This window comes from Anaerolineales bacterium (genome assembly GCA_003105035.1).
Taxonomy (GTDB): Bacteria; Chloroflexota; Anaerolineae; order Anaerolineales; family UBA4823; genus FEB-25.
Genome location: PQAL01000005.1, coordinates 145,141 through 166,604, shown reverse-complemented (window position 1 = coordinate 166,604; position 21,464 = coordinate 145,141). Strand labels below are relative to the sequence as shown.

Below are 21,464 nucleotides of genomic sequence, written 5' to 3'. Positions count from 1 at the left end.
TCCCTTGAAGTGTGATGGGGAAGAAGAGAGATGATCGTTCTTGAAAGCCCTCCACTTCGCCCGTACGGGCGAAGTCAGGACGGATGGAGTCAATTATTGGTGCGATATTGATTAACAGTGAGGCAATGATTGCGTCCCTACAGAAATTGCGAAGCGGATATCAGGATATATCCGATATAATATGTCTGTATATAAGAGGTGAGATATGTCAGATAACGGAAAAGATAAAACATTAGAAGTAGCCACTCTGGCAGGTGGGTGTTTCTGGTGCCTTGAAGCGGTTTACGACGAACTGAAGGGTGTGGTGGATGTGGTTTCGGGATATTCGGGCGGGAAGATAGCCAACCCTTCCTATGAAGCAGTGTGTACAGAGGCGACCGGACATGCCGAGACGGTGCAGGTAACGTTTGACCCGACGGTAATCAGCTACCGCGAGGTGCTGGAAGTGTTCTTCAGCATCCATGACCCAACCAGCCAAAACCGACAGGGTGCGGACGTGGGGACACAATACCGCTCAGCCATTTTTTACCATGATATCGAACAGAAAACCATCGCTGAGCAGGTCATTCAGGAACTGGAAACCCAAAAGCTATTTTCCAAGCCCATCGTGACAGAGCTAGAGCCGTTCAGCAGCTTCTACCCGGCAGAAGAATACCACCAGGAATACTTCAAACGCAATCCATACCAGGGCTACTGCATGGCAGTCGTCGCCCCAAAGGTGGCTAAATTCCGGAATAAGTACCTGGAAAAACTGAAACGATGATGAGCCGTTTGCCATAGGGGGCAGGTTGGTGATAGACTTGTCTGGTTCAGCACATCGACCGGGAGATCACCATGAGCATACTGCCACAAAACACTACGGAACTACCAATTCATTTAGGGGAGGGGCTAATCCTGCGGCGTTCGACAGCCAAGGACGCCGAAGCCCTGGCAGATTTCAATGCCAAGGTGCATTCGGATGCAGGACCCGACAACCCGGACGAGAAGGTCTGGGCATGGACGTATGACCTGATGGCCAGACCACACCCTACATTCAAAGCCAGCGATTTCACCATCATTGAGGAGACTCGGAGCGGAAAAATCGTCTCCGCCATGAACCTGATCCCGCAGACTTGGACTTATGCGGGAATACCCATCAAGGTGGGCCGGCCCGAGCTGGTGGGAACCCTGCCTGAGTATCGCAACCGCGGCCTGGTACGGAAGCAGTTTGAGGTAGTACACCAATGGAGTGATGGGAACGGTGACCTGCTGCAGGCAATCACCGGCATCCCCTATTATTACCGGATATTCGGTTATGAGATGGCGATGAACCTGCATGGCGGGCGTGTGGGCTACCCGGTGCTCATCCCCAGGTTGAAGGATGGTGAAGCCGAAGCTTATCGATTCAGACCGGCGGTCGAAGATGACGTTCCCTTCCTGACCCAGCTCTATAAGCTGGGTTGCAAGCGCTCGCTGGTAGCCAGTGAATGGGATGAAGCGTTGTGGCGCTATGAGCTGAGCGGCAAGAGCGAGAAAAATGTGAACCGCGTGGAAGTACGCATCATTGAATCTGCGAATGGTACTCCATGCGGTTTTATCACTCATCCAGCGTTTACGTGGGGGGAGATGATGGCAGTGCAGTGGTATGAGGTCAAGCCGGGTACTTCATGGATGGAGGTAACCCATGCCGTGATACGCTACCTGGAGGCAATTTATCAGCAGCTTCAGCCGGACCATGGGGAGAAAAAACCATTCGGTGGGTTTGGTTTTTGGCTGGGGGAAGATCATCCGGTTTATCACACCATCTCCGACCGATTGCCACGTATCCGGAAACCGTATGCATGGTACCTGCGGCTACCCGACACCGTGGCGTTTCTGCGACAAATATCACCGGTCCTGGAAGAGCGCCTGGCAGGTTCGCCCGCAACGGGTTTTTCGGGGGAAGTCAGGCTGACCTTTTACCAGGATGGCGTGAGACTGGTTTTTGAGCAAGGGAAGCTCTCAACCATCGCGCCGTGGAAGCCCACACCTTATGGACATTCAGGTGAGGCAGGTTTCCCACCGCACACCTTCCTGCAGTTGCTGTTCGGGTATCGCAGCCTGGAGATGCTGAAGACCAGCTTTGTTGACTGCTGGACTGACGGGAACGAGATACAGGTATTGCTGGACAGCCTGTTCCCGCGCCAGCCGTCGGACGTCTGGCCGATTTCATGACCACGCTTGGAGTGCTGGCTGACACACACATCCCTGACCGGGTGGCTGAGCTCGATGGGCGAATCCTTCAAACCTTCAAGCGTGTGGGTGTGACGGCAATCTTGCATGCAGGTGACGTCTCAGTACCGAGAGTATTGGATGAGCTAAGCCAGATCGCACCTGTGCATGCCGTGCGCGGTAACCGGGATATTTTTTACCTGATGAAATTACCCTTACATATGCAGCTTGAGTATGAGGGAATCAAGATCGGTTTGGCCCACGGGCATGGGAGCTTCACCCGCTACACGGTGGATAAAATTCACCGCTCTATCCACGGCAGGTTGGTGGGACGCTACTTGAAGCGCGTGTTAAGGGCTTTCGCTGAGATGGATGTGATTGTCTTCGGGCATTTGCATGTGCCCTGCAGCCTGCACCTGGAGGGGAAATTATTGTTCAATCCTGGCTCCACCTGCTACCCATGGCCAAGGGGATCAACACCAACATATGGATTACTGCATCTCGAGCCGGGGAAAGACCCGGTGGGAGAGATCATTGAGCTGGGGTGAAAGATCCAGGATGATCAATAGTAATCAGGACAGCACCACTGGATAACGGAAGCATTCGGCAAAAATCATGACCACGATTTCGTGGGTGATAAGTACGTGCTGGCAAGTGATCAAATAACACCCCCTCCGCACAAAGAACGTGCAGGTGACCCCGCCTCCCCCAAATTTCACAGAACGAAATTTAGGGGAGGAGAAAAATAGTTGTCTGCTTGTGGAGATTGAGGGATTGATATGTATATCGCAGAGGCGCGAGAATGGGCGAAGGAGTCGTTCCAGAACGGTTGTTGAAAAAACTCTCTCCTTCGCCACTACATATAGATCAGGCTGGATGAAAGCAGCTTATCGTGCTAAGAGTGAAAAAAAGGCGAATGGGTAGTTTCTGGATGGCTGTTGAAAAAATCCTCCCCTTCGCCCCTACGGGTTGACCAAGCGGGATGGATTTTAGCGTATGGTGTGTGGAAACGATGGTAGGCGAAGGAGTTGTTCCAGAATGATTGTTGAAAAAACTCTCTCCTTCGCCTCTACAGTTAAAAACCGGAGTAATGTAAGAAGTAATCTGTCAAAAACTAATGAGCAGGACGGAAGCCTTGCGCCTTAACAATATTGCTCGATCGTTCAGATCATTTATCGTATACGGGTGTGAGCCAGTGATGGTATTTCTGCACGCGGCCACGTAAGATGTCCTGATAGAGGTTATATAACCTGGCCGTGATCGGGCCCATATTTCCGTCACCCACCGGGCGGTAGTCTACCCTGGTCACAGCAGTCACCTGGGCAGCTGTACCGGTCATGAAAAGCTCATCGCACAGGTAGACCTCGGTGCGATCCACCGGGCGTTCGACTACGTTCATATTCAGCTCCTCGCGAGCCAGCTCGATCACGCTGCGGCGGCTGATACCTTCTAGAATGTTTTCAGTCACCGGAGGGGTGACCAGCACACCATCGCGGATCATGAAGAAGTTCATTGCACTGCCTTCCGAGATATGCCCTTCCTGGGTGAGCACCAGGGCTTCGTCAAAGCCTGCCCTGACCGCATCAGTTTTTATGAAAGCCGAGTTGGCGTAGGCACCAGAAATCTTACCCCGCGCTGGGATGATGTTGTCATCCACACGCCGCCAGGATGAGATCGTGACATGGGCATTGGTATCATCGTCGAGGTACTTATCGAATGGAATGGCACAGATTGAAAGCTCCTCATGCAGACCGTGCAGCTTTACCCCAATCGCTTCATCGGACTTATATGCCAGCGGGCGGATATAGATGTCCTGTTGATAGCCATCTACGCGCAGTAAATCAACAGTCGCCTGGGTGAGACTTTCTGGAGTATGGTCAAGCTGCATACAGAGAAGCTTGGCTGAGTTGAGGAAACGCTTGTAGTGATCTTTCGGACGGAAGATGTATAGCTGCTTCTCCTGGTCATTCCAGTAGGCACGCAAGCCTCCAAAAGCAGCCGTTCCATAATTCAACGCATGGGTTAAGACACCGACTTTTGCATCAGAATAAGGTACAATTTTGCCTTTAAAGTACGCATGCTTGGGAAGTGCCACAGAATTTTCCTCCAGATTGAATGGTATTATAGGTGTACGACATTTACAACCTGGTCACCGATGATAGAATTATAACCTTTTCAACCTGAATGCTGTATCGAATGCTGTTTAATTTTTGATGAGAAGCGCGATTCAGGTATTAATTATCTGCTTACAGGATGGGTCAAGCATCGAATTAGTGTATTGGGGTTAAGAATAATGATGAGCCCCGAGTATACTCTTACAAAGATAGGGTAAATTGACAGGAAAAAGATCATGAAACGTGCAGTCAGCATCAGTATCGGTTCTTCGAAGCGTGACAAAGCAGTGGAAATTGACCTGCTGGGTGAAAAGGTGAGCATTGAACGCATTGGAACCGATGGATCGATGGAAAAAGCTGCCCAAATATACCGTGAGCTGGATGGAAAAGTGGATGCCTTCGGTGTGGGTGGCACCGACCTGGGTTTGACGGTTGGAAGGCGCTATTACCCCCTGTATTCTATTCAACCGATGGTCCGTTTCATAAAACAGACCCCCTTTGTAGACGGTGGGGGCTTGCGCACGTGCCTGGAAAGCCAAATCGGGCAATTTCTGGAGGATAACCTGGGAAGCTACATCAAGGAAAAAAAGGCCATGGTCACGGTCGGTGTGGACCGGTGGGATGTAGCTACATCCTTTGTTGCTGCGGGGTATGATTGCGTTTTCGGTGACCTGATGTTTGCCCTGGGGGTACCAATCCCCCTGCATAAGCTCAGCCAGCTTAAAACGTTAGCAGCCCTGATGCTACCGATCTTCGGCAGGCTGCCATTTGAGTTGGTCTACCCGACGGGAGAGAAACAGGAAGTACGCACCCCGAAATTTGAGAAATATTACCAATGGGCGACGGTGATCGCTGGGGATTGCCACTATGTGAAAGGCCACATGCCCGATCGGCTGGAGGGCAAAGTGATCGCGACCAATACGACCACGCCCGAGGATGTGGCGCTGTTCCGGCAAGTGGGCATAAAATACCTGGTCACATCCACCCCTGTGTTGGATGGGCGATCGTTCGGCACAAATATGATGGAAGCAGCGATGATCGCCGTGGCTGGAAAAGGACGCAAGCTGACAGGCGATGAGCTACGAGAGATGCTTGGACAACTGGGATTTCAGCCTCAGCTTCAGGAATTAAATTGATTCTAAGTTAGCTGGATGCAGATCAGCTGGAGGTAATGGATGGACGCGATAGTGACTGCGGGCGGTATCCCGCAACCTGATGAGCTGTTATATCCTTATACACAAGGGAAACCCAAAGCTTTGTTGGATATTAATGGAAAACCAATGGTCCAATGGGTGCTAGATGCCCTGGGTGAGGCAAGACAGGTAGAAAATGTGGTGGTGATCGGATTAACCGAAGACAGCGGGGTGAGCTGCCGTAAACCTTTAACATACATCCCCAACCAGGCCAGCATGATCGAGAATATCATCGCCGGGATTAAAAAAGTCTTGGAGATCAATTCGACTGCCACACACGTGCTACTGGCTTCATCAGATATCCCTGCCATCACCAGCGAGATGGTTGATTGGGAGATTGACACGGGTTTGCCTAAGGATGTAGACCTGTGCTACAACGTGGTCAGACGGGAGGTCATGGAAGCCCGCTATCCCGGTTCAAAGCGCACTTTCACCCGCTTTAAGGGCATGCAGATATGCACCGGAGACATGAATGTGCTCCATACTTCGGTGGTCTCGGCCAATCCGGAAATATGGGAGAGGCTGGTGGCGGCACGTAAGAACCCGATCAAGCAAGCCGCCATCATCGGCATTGATACCCTGTTGCTGGCACTGCTGGGGATTATCACACTCGAGCAAGCGCTGGAGAAGGCAACTGCTCGGCTACATATGACGGGTGCGGTGGTTATTTGCCCATATGCTGAGGTGGGCATGGACGTGGATAAACCAGTCCAGCTTGAACTGATGAAGGCAGACCTGTTGAAGCGAGAGAAATATTGATGGAACTGGACTCCCGCCTGTCCGAGCGCTTGCGTATTGCAGAAAAGCCCGGTCCGCTACGCACGCTGGCAGTCATCCTGGCACATTCGGGTGATTCATGGTTCTGGCTAGCCGGGTTAGCTGCCGTATGGCTATGGGGGAGTGAGTACTGGAAACACCTGGCCCTGGTGCTGATCATATCAATCCTGATCACTGCCGGGGTGGTTTTTATCATAAAATTCACTGTAAGGCGCAGCCGCCCGCAAGGTGAATGGGGGAAATTTTACCGCAGCACCGACCCGCACTCGTTCCCATCTGGACATGCGGTGCGGTCGATGATGCTGGCTGTGGTCATGCTCGGGTTGGGACCACTCTGGCTGGGATTGGTATTAATCATCTGGGCTCCGCTCGTTGGACTGGCGCGGGTTGCCATGGGGGTGCATTACCTATCGGATGTGGTGGCAGGGATGATCCTGGGTATCGTTATGGGTGGTTTGGTCCTGCTCGTTGTTTGAACAGCAGGCTATCCGTATAATTTTCGGTGGACAATGCTAAGCGTACGTACCTGCTCAGCGGCATGGTAGGAAGATCTGACCAGTGGGCCACTTTCCACCCATTGAAAGCCGATGCTCAAACCAAATTGCTTAATCTCGTTGAATTCCTCCAGGGTATAGTAGCGCTCGATGGGCAGATGCTTCTTGCTAGGCTGCAGGTACTGGCCGACAGTCAGGATATCAACTCCCCAGCGACGCTGGTGGCGCATGACCTCCTTGATCTCATCCATCGTTTCGCCCAAACCCACCATGATGCCAGACTTGGTCAGGACTTCGGGGTCGAGTCTTTTAGCGTTGGTGAGGGTGGCAGCAGCCCATTCGAAGTGATCTTGAGGTTGGACCGCTTTAAATAATCGGGGGACAGTCTCCACGTTGTGGTTGAGGATCTCAGGACGGGCAGCCATGACGATTTGTAAGGCTTCAAGCGAGCCCTTGAAATCAGGGATCAAGACTTCAATGGAGCAACCCGGGTAAATTTGGCGGATACGGCGAATTACCATGGCGAAAATTGGCGCACCGCCATCCTTGCGGTCATCGCGGTTGACGCTGGTGATCACGGCATGCTTAAGCTGCATGGCTTTCACAGCCTGGGCCACGCGCTCAGGCTCAAGCCAATCCAGTGGACTGGGCTGGCCGTGCTTAATATCGCAAAACCCGCAGGTACGGGTGCAGACATCACCTAGCATAAGGAAGGTAGCCGTGCCAGAACCCCAGCATTCGCCAAGATTGGGGCACATGGCTTCTTCACAGACGGTGTGCAAGGCTTTTTTTCTCATCAAGCCCTGCAGCCATTCATAGGTCTCACCCGTAGGAGCGCGAACCTTGATCCAGTCGGGTCGGCGGAGAGGTGGGGTGGGTGTTTTTTCGGGATCAACCCGGTCGCGTGTAGGTGTAAAAGACATAATGTTTCCAATTGGTAAGTGATGGCCGGTAATTCAAGCGGCTATCACCAGCTCAACGAGCAATAAACTTTGGGTCTGCAGCAAGCGAAGCTCGCCATCAAACCCCAAAAGTCAGAATTCAGAAAGAATTTTACTCCATTATCCCGTATGCGAGCTTAAAGAGTATTAATGGCACAATATTCCTCCTTGAAAGGGCTATTTGCATATGAGGCGCAGCGGGGGTGTAAAATTATCTAAACCGAAGGTTCTCATATGTGATTTATTAACCATTTGTTGATGCTGACCGAGCAGGCAGATAGGGGTCGGGGAATCATGGATGTCCAAAAATCCATCGCTTACATCCAACAGCGAGGTACCGAGCTGGAAAAGGCCAGACTGAATTGCATCCTAAATGGGAAGCAGCCCGACTACCAGGTCATCCGCAATTTCAATGAGCTACAAAATATTGATGGTGGATATCCTTTTGGCATGCGCAAGGGGAATTTGAGCACGATCAACGAAACCACAGTCGCGCTGTGGTGGCTGGAAGAACTGGATTTGCTGGCCTCGCAGGCAGGTAAACATGCGTATTCCTTCCTGGTAACCAGCCAGCAAGCAGATGGAAGCTGGAATGAAAACCCATACATCGCGCAATATGAGCTTCCGGCATGGAACCAGCTGAATGACCCAAAGACGATCCTTTACTTATCGGCTTATGCTACCTACTGGCTGGTTCTGGGGGGATATACAGGGCTGCCCAATTTCCGCAAGGCGATCCACTTCCTGATCAGAAATCAAGATGAAACGGGGAAGTTCTATGGATACCTGCATACCACCTGGATCGCCACCAGCGTTTTCTTGATGTCAGGCACACGCTATCGAAATATTGCCGACATGGGCTTGAAAGTGCTGGCAAATACCCCTACATCCGAGCTTGACGACAGCCAGATTGCCTGGGCTGTGGACTGCCTGAGTCGGGGAGGCCTGACCGGTGAACACCCTTTTGTAAGTGTGTGCCTCGCGCAGCTATTGCAACGCCAGAAAGAAGACGGCAGCTGGGCGGCAGAAGATGGGGAGAATTTTGCCGTCGGCGCAACCATCCAGGCCATCAAAGTACTGAAGCGGTATGGTTTCTTCAGTACACCAATCGGAGGCGAATAAGACTGGATGAGGATCAGGAAAGCGGGCAGAGCAGTAATATTCTTCTTGGCGACCTTGCTTTTCCGCATCCGAGGCGAAGAAACGCGGATGCGAAAGGAGTTCTGGGTGGAATGGGAGGCTTATTGCAAGACCTCATGGCGCTTGATACCAGTAATCTTTTGAACACGAAAATCATTTACATACTGGAGGAGAGGTGAAGCAACCAACCATTTTAATTATGGGAGGCTCTGGCAATACTGGTAGACCATTATCACGTCTGCTTCTACAAAATTCTGAAGTAAACCTGGCGCTTGGTGGGCGTAATCTCGAAAAAGCACAGAATCTGGCCAGTGAATTCAATCGCGAATTTGAAGGCAATCGTGTGAAGGGTATTCAAGTCGAGGCTGCGGACGTGAAGAGTTTACACTCTGCATTCGAAGGGGTCGATTTTGTCGTGTTGGCATCATCCACCACGGAGTATATTCCCCTGGCAGCCCAAGCTGCACTGGACGCCAGGATTGGCTACCTGGATATCCAATATTCGTCCCGAAAAATAAGATTCCTCAAAGAAATTGAAACATTGATCCAACAAGCAGGTTGTTGCTTTATCACCGATGGTGGATTTCATCCCGGATTGCCAGCGTTCATGGTTCGCTATGCGGCGCAGTTCTTCGACGAGATCGAACTCGCGCGGGTAGGCAGTGTGATCAAACAAGACTGGAGGAATCTGGAAGTAGCTGATTCAACGATTATTGAATTGTTGGACTTGATGAATGACTTTGAAATGTCAATTTATACAGCTGGGCGATGGAAACGGCTGAGCTGGGTGAGCACATCGGACTATATTAAAATGGACTTTGGATCTGAATTTGGCAGGCAGGCTTGTGCTCCTATGCTGCTGGAAGAAATGCGGGCGCTTCCGGCTTTATACCCTGCATTGCGGGATACGGGTTTTTACGTTGGCAGTTTTAATTGGTTTACCGATTGGGTGATCATGCCGGTGGCCATGGTTGCGATGAAGCTCTCACCTAAAGCAGCCGAAAAACCGATGGCAAGATGGATGCATTGGGGTTTGAAGGCATTTTCAAAGCCCCCATTTGCCACCATGCTGCAAGTGGATGCTTCCGGGCGTAAAGATGGCCAATCCACGATTGTGCGCATCAATATTTCTCATGGCGATGGGTATATGTTCACCGCCATCCCGGTGGCCGCCTGCCTGCTGCAATACCTGGATGGGACGACTGCAAGACCGGGCTTATGGTGGCAAGCCCTATGTGTTGAACCTTCCCGATTTATGAGTGACATGGAGCGTATGGGTATCAAGGTGAGCAGGAACAGTGGAGGCTGAAATGAAATGGAACCGCAATGAAATCGATCGCTTAAGCCCAATCCTGGAACAGCTATCGGCTGACCTGGCACCAGTGGACGGCAAACGCATCCTCGTGGTGTGCAGCGCAGGCGGGGAAGTAGCCATCCGCCTGGCTGAGATGATGGAAGTGGGCAAGGTGACCGGCCTTGAGCTGGACCCAGAAGCACTCGAGCTTTCCAGGCGGGCAGCGCACGAGATGGGCCTGGACGGGATGGTGGAATTCCTGCCAGCCGAGATGGATCGCATCCCAATGGATGAGGCAAGTTTCGATGCCGTGGTAAGCGAATTCATCGTCTACCCCACAAGCTCACCCACCCAGATTAGCCAGGTAGAAATGAACCGCGTGCTTATACCAGGAGGCAGGATGATCCTGACCGATGTGATCGTGACCAAACCTATACCGCAGTCAGTCAGAGAAGATCTGGAAATTATCGGATTGGATACCCTGTGTGAAGGAACGCAAGACGAGTTTCGGGCCTGGATGGCTGAGGCGGGTCTGATTCACGTAGAAGTAGCAGACCTTACATCCATCCTGCGCCCGGTGTGGGAGGAGCGACGCGAAGCAGATAGGGCTATCTCGCACTGGCAGGGCTACGCATACCTGTTGGATGACCAAGATACCAGGCTTGGGGAGGCGATTTATTATATCTACGTGAGAGGCGAGAAACCGAATGATCGGAGCATGGGGTAAAATGATATCAGAATTACGTCTTAGATTTTAAAAGTGATGATGCGATGGCTACTATCCTTGTAATCGAAGATGATACAGCACTGCGCGAAACGTTGGTATATAACCTTACTCGAGATGATTATACCGTCCAAGCAGAGGGGAATGGATTGGCGGGGCTGCAAGCAGCCCGAAAAATCCACCCTGACCTGATCCTGCTCGACCTGATGCTACCGGGAATGGATGGAATTGAAGTCTGTCGCCTTGTACGCCAGGAGATGAACATCCCAATTCTGATCTTGACCGCTCGTGATGATGAAATTGACAGGGTGATTGGCCTGGAGATTGGTGCTGATGATTACATCACCAAACCTTTCAGCATGCGCGAGTTGATGGCGCGTGTGAAAGCTCACCTGCGCCGCGATCGCTTGATCCGCCAGGAAGCAGAGGGTAAACAGGAAGAGGTTTCCCAGGATAGGCTAACCTTTGGGAACTTAACCATCGATGTTAGCCGTCGCGAAGTGTTGATGGAACATGCGCCCATCAACCTGAAACCTAAGGAATTCGATTTGCTCCTATTCATGGCCCAGCATTACAGACAGGCACTTTCGAGGCAGTTCTTGCTTGAGCGTGTGTGGGGCTGGGAATATGGTGGCGGTACGCGAACGGTGGATGTGCATGTGCATTGGTTGAGAGAAAAGATCGAAGTAGACGCGGCTAACCCTACACGGTTGGTGACCGTGCGCGGATCGGGCTACCGCTTCGAAGGATAATAATGCATGTTTCGATCAATACGCTGGCGAATTGCCATACCCTATGGGGTATTAATCGTAGTCACGATGTTAGCGTTGGGTATTTACCTCTCCAGATTCATCCGGCAGACTTACATTGATAACCTGGAAGCGAAGCTTGCCACAGAAGCGCGCATGGTGGGTGATGTTTTGGCCCCAAACCTTCAGGCAGGGGGTGGGGAAGCCCATCTTGACAGCCAGGCTAAGCAGTGGGCGGACACTTTAAACGCCCGAGTGACCGTTATTTCTCCGACAGGGACAGTGTTAGGTGAATCACAGCAGGCCAGCTCAACCATGCCCAATCATAGCGATCGCCCGGAGGTAATCGCGGCCCTATCGGAAGGCACAGGCAGCAGTATCCGCTACAGCCAGACCATAAGCATGGATATGCTCTACACGGCTGTGCGGATCGATCAGGGCAGCCAAGCGCTGGCGATCGTTCGGCTGGCGCTGCCCCTCGAGCAAGTATCGGCCAGTATTGCCAGCCTACAACGTATCCTGGTAGTGGTCACCGTGCTGGTTACCATCGTGGCGGTATTGATGGCCATGGTGATTGCCGGCCGAATCACCCGACCTGTGGTTGAACTAACACGAACCGCCTGGCAGATTGCGGCCTCTACTCAAACGGAGCAGACAATTCAAGGTGATAACGATGAGATCAGCCAACTGGCTCACGCATTTCACAGCATGTCAGTCCAGCTGAGCAAGCAAATTAATGATCTTACGTCAGAACGAGCGACGCTGAACGCGGTTATGGAAAAAATGACGGATGGAGTGTTGATCGTGGATAGCCAAGGAGCGGTCCAATTAATCAACCCCGCGGCAATGAGAATGTTTTCCATCACACCAGAAAGTGTAATTGGGAAACCACTTATTGAAGTTGTCCGGCATCATCAGCCGGTGGAGATGTGGCAGCAGTGCCAGGTAGAGGGAAAAGCCCAACGGCTCGATTTTGAAATCGGCCGAAGGCTCTCACTACAAGGGATTGCGACATCACTGAGCCCGGCGCTACCTGGGGCAACATTGTTGCTATTCCAAGACCTGACCCGGCAGCGTCAAACCGAAACCATACGGCGTGATTTCGTTAGCAACGTCTCGCATGAGTTACGCACACCTTTAGCGGCGCTTAAAGCGCTCACAGAAACATTGCAGACAGGTGCACTGGACGACCCGCTGGCTGCGCGGCGTTTCTTGGAGCAAATCGAAACGGAGGTTGACGCACTCAGCCTGATGGTCAATGAGCTCCTGGAACTCTCACGGATCGAATCAGGGCGGGTACCGCTTATTATTATTCCAACCCACCCTAAAGAAATCATCACCCCGGCTGTTGATCGATTGCGACTGCAGGCAGAGCGCCAGGGGCTCAGCCTTTCTATCGAATGTGCAGATGACATACCGCAGGTTATGGCTGACGCTACCCGGATACAGCAAGTTCTGGTTAACCTGCTGCATAACGCAATCAAATTCACACCATCGGGTGGAGAGGTAAAGGTAAGGGTGCTGGAGCACGAGCATGAAATTTACTTTACGGTTGAAGATAACGGAATTGGCATTGCAGGTGATGACATTCCACGCATCTTCGAGCGTTTTTATAAAGTGGACCGTTCAAGGGCCACTTCAGGAACTGGTTTGGGTTTAGCGATCGCACGCCACCTGGTTGAAGCCCATGGGGGTAGGATATGGGTGGAGAGCCAGTTGGGAAAAGGCAGCGTCTTCTACTTCACAATTCCAAAAGCATAACTTTTTAAGATATCTACAACTGCGAGTAAGATCGCAGTTCTTTTTAATTTATGAAATGACATGGGGGAAAATGACTTCGAAATAGCGCCATCCTTTGCCAGTTTATTAACCAAATGATTACAAATCAATGACGATCTATTAACTTGGTCTTGATGGGTTGTTAATCCATCCAAGATAAGATAGGTCATATGAAAACTATAAGGAAACTAAAAATGCAAAGAAAAACGATTCTACTATTCACGGTATTAACGACCTTTACCATCCTGCTGAGCGCATGCGGCAGCACGCCCACTACCCCAGCAACTATTTCACTGCCGGCTGGATCGGTGCAGATCAACGGTGCGGGTGCAACCTTCCCGCTGCCTGTGTATACTGAGTGGATCTATGCCTACCAGTATGTAGACCCATCGGTAACATTGAATTACCAGGGCATCGGCTCTGGGGGCGGTAAGAAGGCCATCCTCGACAATACTGTCGATTTTGCTGGATCCGACTCACTCCTAAACGATGAAGAGTACGCTGCTGGGAAGGACCTGCAGATGTACCCCATGCTGGCAGGCGCGGTGGTCCCTATTTACAATATCGAAGGTATTACCCAAACGGTCACCCTGGACAGTGCTAGCCTGGTCGGCATCTACTCAGGTAAAATCACAAAATGGAATGATCCAGCAATCGTGGCGCTCAATCCGGGTTTGGTGTTCCCCGATGCTACCATCACGGCAGTACACCGCTCGGATGGTTCTGGCACCACTGAAATCTTTACCAAGGCTTTGTCATCCTTTAGTGATGAATGGAAGAACAGCGTTGGTGCTGGGTCATCGGTGGAATGGCCGGTGGATAAGGCTGGTAATGGTATCGGAGGTAAAGGCAATCAGGGTGTAGCTGCAGCGGTGCAGAACACCCCCAATTCGATTGGCTATGTCGAGCTTTCGTATGCCATTGCCAACAAGATCCCTTATGTCAATATGGTTAACAAGGCAGGCAAAACAGTGACGGCCAATGCAGACAGCCTGGCATCAGCGATGAACGATTATGCCGACACATTCACCGATAAGTTAACCAATACAATTGTGAATGGGGCGGGTGCCAACAGTTGGCCTATTGCGGGATACACCTATATCATCCTGCACACCTCCAGCATGACTGATTGCGGCAAAGCTCAAAAGCTAGTGCAATACTTCAATTGGTCTCTCACCGATGCAAGTGCAGCCAGTAGGGCAGCTAACTTGGGATATTCTGTCTTGCCTGAGGCTGTACAAACGCAGGTGCTGGCAAAGTTAGGTGAAGTCACCTGTAATGGCGCACCTGTAAAACCATAATCGAGCACTGCATTATCCTGTTGAGGTGAGTTGCACAGTGAAGAATATTGTGCAACCCACTGATTGGGGGGAACAGCGCAGGTTAGATGTACACACAATGAAAACCAACGATCAACATCGTACACCCCGTATCGATAACCGACTTCCAGGAGGTGCATGGCCAGTCCGGTTACGGCGCATGCTCCATTACGGGGACCGGCCGTGGAACACGTTGACTATCTCGATGGCTGTATTAACGATCGTATTAGTGATAATGGTGGGTGTTTTACTTTGGAAGGATTCAGCCGGGGCACGCTCAGCTTTCGGACTCAATTTTCTTAAACCAACCAATGATGCTTCGTGGAATCCGGTGAGTAGCGAATTCCAGGCCTGGCCTTTTATTTATGGGACAATCATATCCTCTCTTTTATCGTTGGTAATAGCGGTACCGATCAGCCTGGGAGCGGCGATCTTCCTGGCAGAGTTATGCCCTGAGAAGCTGCGCATCACAATAGGGGGGATGTTTGAGCTGCTGGCAGCCATCCCTTCGGTAATCTATGGTCTGTGGGGTATCTTCGTTTTCTTGCCTAAAGTTGTCGCGCCTTCAGGGAATTTCCTGGGCGCTACCCTGGGTAAACTCCCAGTACTGAACTTGTTCCTACACGGGCCAGTACCCTCCAGTGGGGCAAGCTTGCTGGCAGCGGCATTAATCTTAAGCATCATGATCATACCGACTATCACCGCTATCACCCGCGATGTATTGCTGGCAATCCCGAGTGCACAAAGGGAAGCTTCATTGGCGTTAGGCTCCACACAGTGGGAGACCATATCGAAAGTACTCATCCCTTACGGGCTTTCCGGTATCCTTGGAGCAGTGATCCTGGGACTTGGTCGAGCACTAGGGGAGACGATGGCGGTCACTATGGTGGTTGGCAATAGCATTGGCGGTTCATTATCACTATTGAGGCCGGGGTATACGATGTCTAGCATCATTGCCAACGAATTCGCTGAAGCGGCGTCACCTCTTCACACACAGGCCTTGATCGAGATCGGGTTAATCTTATTCGTCATTACCCTGCTGCTCAATATTCTGGCCCGATTACTCGAATGGCGAGTGAGCCGGCGGAGCATCCAGGAGGTGCGCGCATGAGCTCAAAGGCGGTGATATGGCTGGGTGCATCGACCAGGCAAATGATGGAGTCGAAAGCCAACTACCGGCGAAGAAAGTTGACCGACCGGCTAATGATGGCGATATCGGTCTTATTTTCGTTGGCTGCCCTGGCTATTTTATTCTGGATCATTGCTTACGTAGTAATAAAAGGGTGGCAATACCTGAACCTTGATTTCTTCATCCACCTGCCACGGCCTTTAGGGATGCCGGGGGGAGGGGTATTGAATGCGATCGAAGGGACGATCATTCTCACTATCCTGGCTTCGGTATTTGCCGTGATACCGGGAATCCTGGCCGCATATTATGTAGCCTACCGACCCAACACGCCATTGGGTGTAGCAGTCCGATTTGGGACGGATGTCTTATCTGGTGTACCATCGATCATCCTGGGCTTGTTCTGCTATACCATCATCGTAAAAGTCCAAGGACACTATTCTGCCCTGGCAGGCAGCGTGGCGCTGGCGATCCTGATGCTACCCACCGTTATCCGCACAACGGAGGAGATGATCAAACTGGTGCCACAATCGATGCGGGAAGGATCCCTGGCATTAGGTGCCCCAGAGTGGAAAACTGCGCTGAGTGTGTCACTCCCAGCCGCCAGCCAGGGAATTATCACAGGTATCCTACTTGGGATCGCAAGGGCTTCGGGAGAGACAGCACCTTTACTCTTCACCGCCCTGGGTAATGATCATTATGAGATTGGGAAGATCATTCAATCGGGGATTGCCAACCACCAGGGATTATTGGTCATTATGGGCAATATTGTTAATCAACCGGTGGATTCATTGCCATTGACTTTATGGAAGTATGCGCAACAGCCTTATCCTGAACGCATTAATCAATCGTGGGCAGCTGCGCTGGTGCTGATGACCTTTGTATTATCGATTAATATTATTACCCGTATCTGGGTTCAGAGGCGCGCAAAGCGTATGCAAGTAAAGTAGTTTTATGTCAACCAATATGGATTTCACTATGACAGCTGAAAATAATGTTTCTCCTTTGGTTAAACCAATTGAGGTTGAAATTAAAAGACCCGTGGAAACCCCGCCGAGTCAGACGAAAATCGAGTTTGTCGATTTTTCATTTTATTATGGAAAATTTAAGGCGCTGGGTAAGATCAATATGCAGATTCCCGCCAACCAGATCACTGCGATCATCGGGCCTTCGGGGTGCGGAAAATCCACGTTGTTACGTTCGGTCAACCGAATGAACGACCTGGTGGCAAGTGCAAAAGCGGTGGGACAAATCCTTTTTGATGGCGACAACATTCTCGATTCATCGGTGGATGTAGTTAATATCCGACGAAAGATTGGGATGGTATTCCAGCGCCCGAATCCATTTCCTAAGAGCATTTATGATAACGTGGCGTATGGCCCGAAACTCTATGGCATCGGAAAGCGGCAGGGTTTGGACGAGATTGTTCAGGACGCCTTGAAGCAAGCTGCACTGTGGGAGGAGGTCAAAGATAAACTCAACCTATCGGCGATGGCGCTATCAGGTGGGCAACAACAGCGACTGTGTATCGCCCGTGCCCTGGCTGTTCAACCTGAGGTGATCTTGATGGATGAGCCTGCTTCGGCGTTGGACCCGGTGGCGACATTAAAGATAGAAGAGTTGATGCAAGCATTAAAAGAAACGTATACGATTATAATTGTGACACATAACATGCAGCAAGCTGCCCGTGTGTCTGACTTGACTGCGTTCATGATGATCGATGATCCACAGACACGCACAGGCATCCTGGTGGAATTTGGGCCTACCGCCCAGATATTCACCAATCCAAAGAACAAACAGACCGAAGACTACGTCACGGGTCGATTTGGTTAGCAGGTGGAGAGAGGCATGGCGCGCGATACATTCGAACGACAACTTCAAATGATGGTGGACCAGGTGCTTGTGTTGGGAAGCATGGTAGAGCAGGCGGTCATTGATGCAGTAGAGGCTCTCAAACACCGCAACCGAGCGGCGGCCCAACGAATTTATGAGGCTGATTACGTAATCAATGAAAAACGTTATGCCATCGAGAGCGCGTGCGTCACCCTCATCGCCACCCAACAACCCATGGCGCGTGATGTGCGCTTTTTAGCAGCCATCCTTGAAATTATCACCGAGCTAGAGCGGATTGCGGATTATGCTAAAGGAATCTGCAAGATTACCCTGTTGATCAGTGAAGAAGCGATCGATCCGGTAATCCTGGATGAGCTGCAACAGATGGCAACCTTTGCCCTGGAGATGCTGCAGCGCGCCTTGGATGCCTTCGTGGCTATTGATGCGAATGCGGCACGCCAGATACCCGTGGAAGACGAGCAAGTGGATCAGCTTTACAATCGGATCTATCGCAAGCTGATGGAGCAGATGACGACGAATATTTCGACCGTTGATCGAGCCAACCATATCATGTGGGCAGCCCATAACCTGGAGCGCATGGGTGACCGGGTGACAAACATATGCGAGCGCATTGTTTACGTAGCTACAGGCGAAATGAAAGAGCTGGATACCAAGTAAGCAGGCAAGCCCCCGATTTAACTTAACTGAAAACAGCCACCATAGGGGAATTGTTATTCTGTTTTACGGACGATCAGGCGCAACCCGTCTACTTTGATGACTGTCACGCGCGTGCCATGGCGCACGCGGTCCGTAATACCTTCTTCCAACTCTGCAGTCCACAACTCTCCGCCCAGCTGGACACTGCCCTTGGGATTCAAGTCGGTGCGAGCAATGCCTTCACGCCCGAGCATGCTCTCTTCACCTGTGTGGATAGGGGTATGCTGGGCGCGCACGGCAATCATCATAATGGTGAAAAAGACTGCTCCGCTTACAATGGATACGATTACAACCAGCGGCACAGAGACGTGTTGAAAACTTGGGGTGGTGGGTGTGTTGAATAAAACCAGCGCTCCAATGATCAGGCTGCCAACACCGGCGGCGGTGAGGCCCCCATGCGTAGGCGCTTTGATATCCAGGATGAACAAAACGAAAGAAGTGACGATAAACAACAGCCCGAAGTAGTTGACTGGCAAGATACCCAGGCCATAAGTGGCCAATGCCAGGCAAACCACCCCGATGAAGCCTGCCACCCAACCGCCTGGGCTGGAGATCTCGATGATGATGGCCTGGACGCCAATGGTGATGAGCAGGAAGACGATGTTGGGATCGGTAACGATTAACAGCAGCTCTTCGATCAGCGATATATTAACCGGCTCAAAAGTAGCATTGGCGGTGTGCAGGGTGACCGGCTGACCTTTGACGGACACGGTGAAGCCATCCAGCTGGCTACGGAGCTGGTTGAGGTCGACAGAGATGAAGTCGATCAGGTCAGCCTCAAGGGCTTCACTTTCGGAGACTGCGGCAGCACTACGGATGGTGTCTTCAGCCAGGGCCTGTGCCGTTGGTCCACGCCGCTCGGTCAGCGAGCGGACGTCCGCAGACATGGCGTTTTTTACCTTGATTTCTTCGGTGGAGGGCAGGTTTTCTCCTTGCCCACCAACCGGGCTGGCCGCTCCGATGGTGGTGTTAGGCGCCATGGATGAAGCATGGGCGGCGAGGGTGATAACCGTACCAGCACTGGCTGCCATCGCCCCGGAAGGTGCCACATAGACCACCACAGGGATGGAGGAGGCCAGGATAGCCTGTTCCATTGTTTCCATCGCGCTGAGCGAACCTCCCGGTGTATCGAGCTGGAAGATCAGCGCTTCTGCGCCCTGGCGTTCGGCAATGCGAATGCCGCGCGACAGGTAGGAGGCCATGGCAGGGGTGATCGGTCCATCGGCAGTCAGGACGATGATGACCGGATTCTCGGTTTGGGCATGCGCTGGAAGACTCAACACAAGGCTGAGGGAGAGAAAGCCAAGCCAGACAAGAAGAAAAAGACGCCTGAAGGAAGACTTCATATAGTTATTGTACCTTACAATAAAATATACTAACGATGAGTATCAGAGGAGGGGCTGTGCATAGAAAATATTCACGAAAATACGAATGGAAGCTGGCACACAGAATAGTAACGGAGGAGTGAGAAGGACTGGGAAGGGAGCCTTCCACGAATAAAAGCACGAATACACGAATAATTGCGTGAACAATCTGACGCTTAGGGGAATCTAACCGTTAACAAACAAAAAGCCACGAATACGCAACGAAAATCTGAACAAGGGAAATGATCAGGAGAAGGGGTAGTCAATAACTTAAAAACAGGACAACATTACCACTCCGTGCACCTTGTGATGAGTAGCGGGCAGGTGATTGGGGGTGTTATAATCCCGCCATGCGTCGCCGATTTTCACCCAAATACCTGCTGGCCATCCCAATCTTGCTGGTAGCCGCAATGGCTATCTATAATCTCCCGTTCGTGCACAGCCGGCTAGCCTGGCGGATCGATAACCTACGAATACGCCTGCAATATGCCATCAACCCGCCGGAAGAGGTGGTGTTCCAACCCCAGGAACAGGCGCAGATCGAGAGCCAGGCAAATGCGATCGTCAATGCCACGCTGACTGCCCTGGCACCCACAATCACACCGACACCTTTTGCGCCCACAGCCACGATGTCCGGCCCGACCGAGACTCTCCAACCTTCACCAACACCCACGCTCATGCCCACCCCACTGCCTGCTTCGATTCGCCTGGCGGGCGTGAAATATGAAGACCAGCACAACCGCTATAATTTCTGCGGTCCGGCTAACCTGTCGATGGCACTCACCTTTTGGGGGTGGGACGGCAACCGGGATGTGGTTGGTGAGTACGTGAAGACCAACAAGGATGACAAGAATGTCATGCCGTATGAGCTGCAGGATTTTGTGCGGACCCAAACTAACGAATACAATGCCGTTATCCGTTATGGTGGGGATATTGAGCTGTTGAAAGAGCTGCTGGCGGCTGGTTTCCCGATTGTCACTGAAAAGGGCTATTACACCTATGATATGACCGGGCGTTACGGCTGGCTGGGACACTACCAGTTCGTCACTGGATATGACGAATCCAAGGATGTGCTGGTGGTGCAGGATACCTATATCGACAAGGGTGAGAACCACGAATTCACTTACACCGACTTTAATAACGGCTGGCGCTCGTTTGACAACCTTTTCATGGTGGTCTACCCGACAACAAGGGAAGCTGAAGTGCTGAACCTCTTGGGTGATTACGCAGATGTGGATGGTTCCAGCCGGAATGCGCTTGAGGTAGCCAAGCAGGAAACAGCCACATTGAGTGGGGTTGACCAGTATTTCGCAGCCTTCAATGTGGGGACCAGCCATGTGAACCTCAAGGAATATGTGGATGCGGCCTACGCCTATGATTATGCATTCCAGCTGTATGCCGGCTTACCCGAGGATGACTTACGCCCGTTCCGCATGCTGTGGTACCAGACAGGACCTTATTTCGCATACTATTACAGCGGGCGCTACCAGGATGTGATCGACCTGGCGAATGCCACATTCGAAACCATCACCAACGATGTACTGGAAGAGACCTGGTACTGGCGCGGCATGGCCAAGCTGGCACTGGGTGATACACAGGGAGCGATCAGTGACTTCCAGGAAAGCGTGCGCCTGCACCCTGATTTTGCCCCAGGTTTGGAACAATTATCACAATTGGGTGTTTCACCTTGAGCCAACCCACAGCCTGGTC

Annotated in this window: 20 protein-coding genes; 17 read left to right on the top strand and 3 right to left on the bottom strand. The window is 51.6% G+C overall.

Going from position 1 to position 21,464, the window contains the following annotated elements; all coding sequences use genetic code 11:
- Nucleotides 1–205: 205 nt before the first annotated feature.
- The 3 genes from msrA (at nt 206) to C3F13_03675 (ending at nt 2,738) form a co-directional block, all read left to right on the top strand.
- Nucleotides 206–763 (top strand): peptide-methionine (S)-S-oxide reductase, encoded by a 558-nt coding sequence (msrA, locus tag C3F13_03685; GenBank protein ID PWB55783.1) that lies wholly within the window; start codon nt 206–208, stop codon nt 761–763.
- A 71-nt stretch (nt 764–834) separates the two neighbouring features.
- Nucleotides 835–2,193: a hypothetical protein gene (locus tag C3F13_03680; protein PWB55782.1), complete on the top strand. Its 1,359-nt coding sequence runs from the start codon at nt 835–837 to the stop codon at nt 2,191–2,193.
- Nucleotides 2,190–2,738: a YfcE family phosphodiesterase gene (locus C3F13_03675; GenBank protein PWB55781.1), complete on the top strand. Its 549-nt coding sequence runs from the start codon at nt 2,190–2,192 to the stop codon at nt 2,736–2,738. Before C3F13_03680 ends, C3F13_03675 begins: the two co-directional genes overlap by 4 nt.
- A gap of 620 nt (nt 2,739–3,358) precedes the next feature.
- Here C3F13_03675 and C3F13_03670 read toward each other — a convergent pair.
- Nucleotides 3,359–4,285 carry a branched chain amino acid aminotransferase gene (locus tag C3F13_03670; protein PWB55780.1) on the bottom strand — a complete coding sequence of 309 codons (927 nt, stop codon included), beginning with the start codon at nt 4,283–4,285 and terminating at the stop codon, nt 3,359–3,361.
- Between the two features lie 255 nt (nt 4,286–4,540).
- On the opposite strand from C3F13_03670, the gene C3F13_03665 reads away from it, so the two are divergent.
- From C3F13_03665 to C3F13_03655, 3 genes are read left to right on the top strand one after another with little or no spacing between them, the layout of a single operon-like run.
- Nucleotides 4,541–5,440 (top strand): quinate 5-dehydrogenase, encoded by a 900-nt coding sequence (locus C3F13_03665; protein PWB55779.1) that lies wholly within the window; start codon nt 4,541–4,543, stop codon nt 5,438–5,440.
- A gap of 39 nt (nt 5,441–5,479) precedes the next feature.
- Complete coding sequence (locus tag C3F13_03660; GenBank protein ID PWB55778.1) at nt 5,480–6,256, top strand: hypothetical protein; 777 nt, start codon at nt 5,480–5,482, stop codon at nt 6,254–6,256.
- The gene (locus C3F13_03655; protein ID PWB55777.1) at nt 6,256–6,750 is read left to right on the top strand and encodes a hypothetical protein; all 495 of its coding nucleotides are present in this window, start codon (nt 6,256–6,258) and stop codon (nt 6,748–6,750) included. Before C3F13_03660 ends, C3F13_03655 begins: the two co-directional genes overlap by 1 nt.
- 8 nt (nt 6,751–6,758) lie before the next feature.
- Here the strand turns inward: C3F13_03655 and lipA are convergent, their stop codons facing one another.
- Nucleotides 6,759–7,691 (bottom strand): lipoyl synthase, encoded by a 933-nt coding sequence (gene lipA, locus C3F13_03650; GenBank protein ID PWB55776.1) that lies wholly within the window; start codon nt 7,689–7,691, stop codon nt 6,759–6,761.
- 276 nt (nt 7,692–7,967) lie between these two features.
- On the opposite strand from lipA, the gene C3F13_03645 reads away from it, so the two are divergent.
- The 10 genes from C3F13_03645 (at nt 7,968) to phoU (ending at nt 18,351) form a co-directional block, all read left to right on the top strand.
- Nucleotides 7,968–8,831 carry a hypothetical protein gene (locus C3F13_03645; protein PWB55775.1) on the top strand — a complete coding sequence of 288 codons (864 nt, stop codon included), beginning with the start codon at nt 7,968–7,970 and terminating at the stop codon, nt 8,829–8,831.
- A gap of 193 nt (nt 8,832–9,024) precedes the next feature.
- Nucleotides 9,025–10,158, top strand: coding sequence for a hypothetical protein (locus C3F13_03640; GenBank protein PWB55774.1), 1,134 nt, complete (start codon nt 9,025–9,027; stop codon nt 10,156–10,158).
- Between the two features lies 1 nt (nt 10,159).
- Entirely contained in the window at nt 10,160–10,870 is a 711-nt protein-coding gene (locus C3F13_03635; protein PWB55773.1) for a hypothetical protein, read from the top strand.
- Between the two features lie 44 nt (nt 10,871–10,914).
- Nucleotides 10,915–11,619, top strand: a complete 705-nt coding sequence (locus C3F13_03630; protein ID PWB55772.1) for a DNA-binding response regulator — start codon at nt 10,915–10,917, stop codon at nt 11,617–11,619.
- A 6-nt stretch (nt 11,620–11,625) separates the two neighbouring features.
- Nucleotides 11,626–13,377 (top strand): PAS domain-containing sensor histidine kinase, encoded by a 1,752-nt coding sequence (locus C3F13_03625; protein PWB55771.1) that lies wholly within the window; start codon nt 11,626–11,628, stop codon nt 13,375–13,377.
- 188 nt (nt 13,378–13,565) lie between these two features.
- Nucleotides 13,566–14,696 (top strand): phosphate ABC transporter substrate-binding protein PstS, encoded by a 1,131-nt coding sequence (gene pstS / locus C3F13_03620; GenBank protein ID PWB55770.1) that lies wholly within the window; start codon nt 13,566–13,568, stop codon nt 14,694–14,696.
- 178 nt (nt 14,697–14,874) lie between these two features.
- A complete protein-coding gene (gene pstC, locus C3F13_03615; protein ID PWB55769.1) occupies nt 14,875–15,825 on the top strand; it encodes a phosphate ABC transporter permease subunit PstC in 951 nt (316 codons plus the stop codon).
- The gene (gene pstA, locus C3F13_03610) at nt 15,783–16,790 is read left to right on the top strand and encodes a phosphate ABC transporter, permease protein PstA (protein ID PWB55768.1); all 1,008 of its coding nucleotides are present in this window, start codon (nt 15,783–15,785) and stop codon (nt 16,788–16,790) included. The genes pstC and pstA overlap by 43 nt, the downstream gene beginning before the upstream one ends.
- Nucleotides 16,791–16,818: 28 nt before the next feature.
- A complete protein-coding gene (pstB, locus tag C3F13_03605; GenBank protein ID PWB55767.1) occupies nt 16,819–17,673 on the top strand; it encodes a phosphate ABC transporter ATP-binding protein in 855 nt (284 codons plus the stop codon).
- Nucleotides 17,674–17,688: 15 nt separating this feature from the next.
- Nucleotides 17,689–18,351 (top strand): phosphate transport system regulatory protein PhoU, encoded by a 663-nt coding sequence (gene phoU / locus C3F13_03600; GenBank protein PWB55766.1) that lies wholly within the window; start codon nt 17,689–17,691, stop codon nt 18,349–18,351.
- 53 nt (nt 18,352–18,404) lie between these two features.
- Here phoU and C3F13_03595 read toward each other — a convergent pair whose 3' ends face one another.
- Complete coding sequence (locus C3F13_03595) at nt 18,405–19,736, bottom strand: hypothetical protein (protein ID PWB55765.1); 1,332 nt, start codon at nt 19,734–19,736, stop codon at nt 18,405–18,407.
- A gap of 368 nt (nt 19,737–20,104) precedes the next feature.
- Between C3F13_03595 and C3F13_03590 the strand changes: the two genes are divergently transcribed.
- On the top strand, nt 20,105–21,445 hold the full coding sequence (locus C3F13_03590) for a hypothetical protein (protein ID PWB55764.1): 1,341 nt from the start codon (nt 20,105–20,107) through the stop codon (nt 21,443–21,445).
- Nucleotides 21,446–21,464 lie beyond the last annotated feature (19 nt).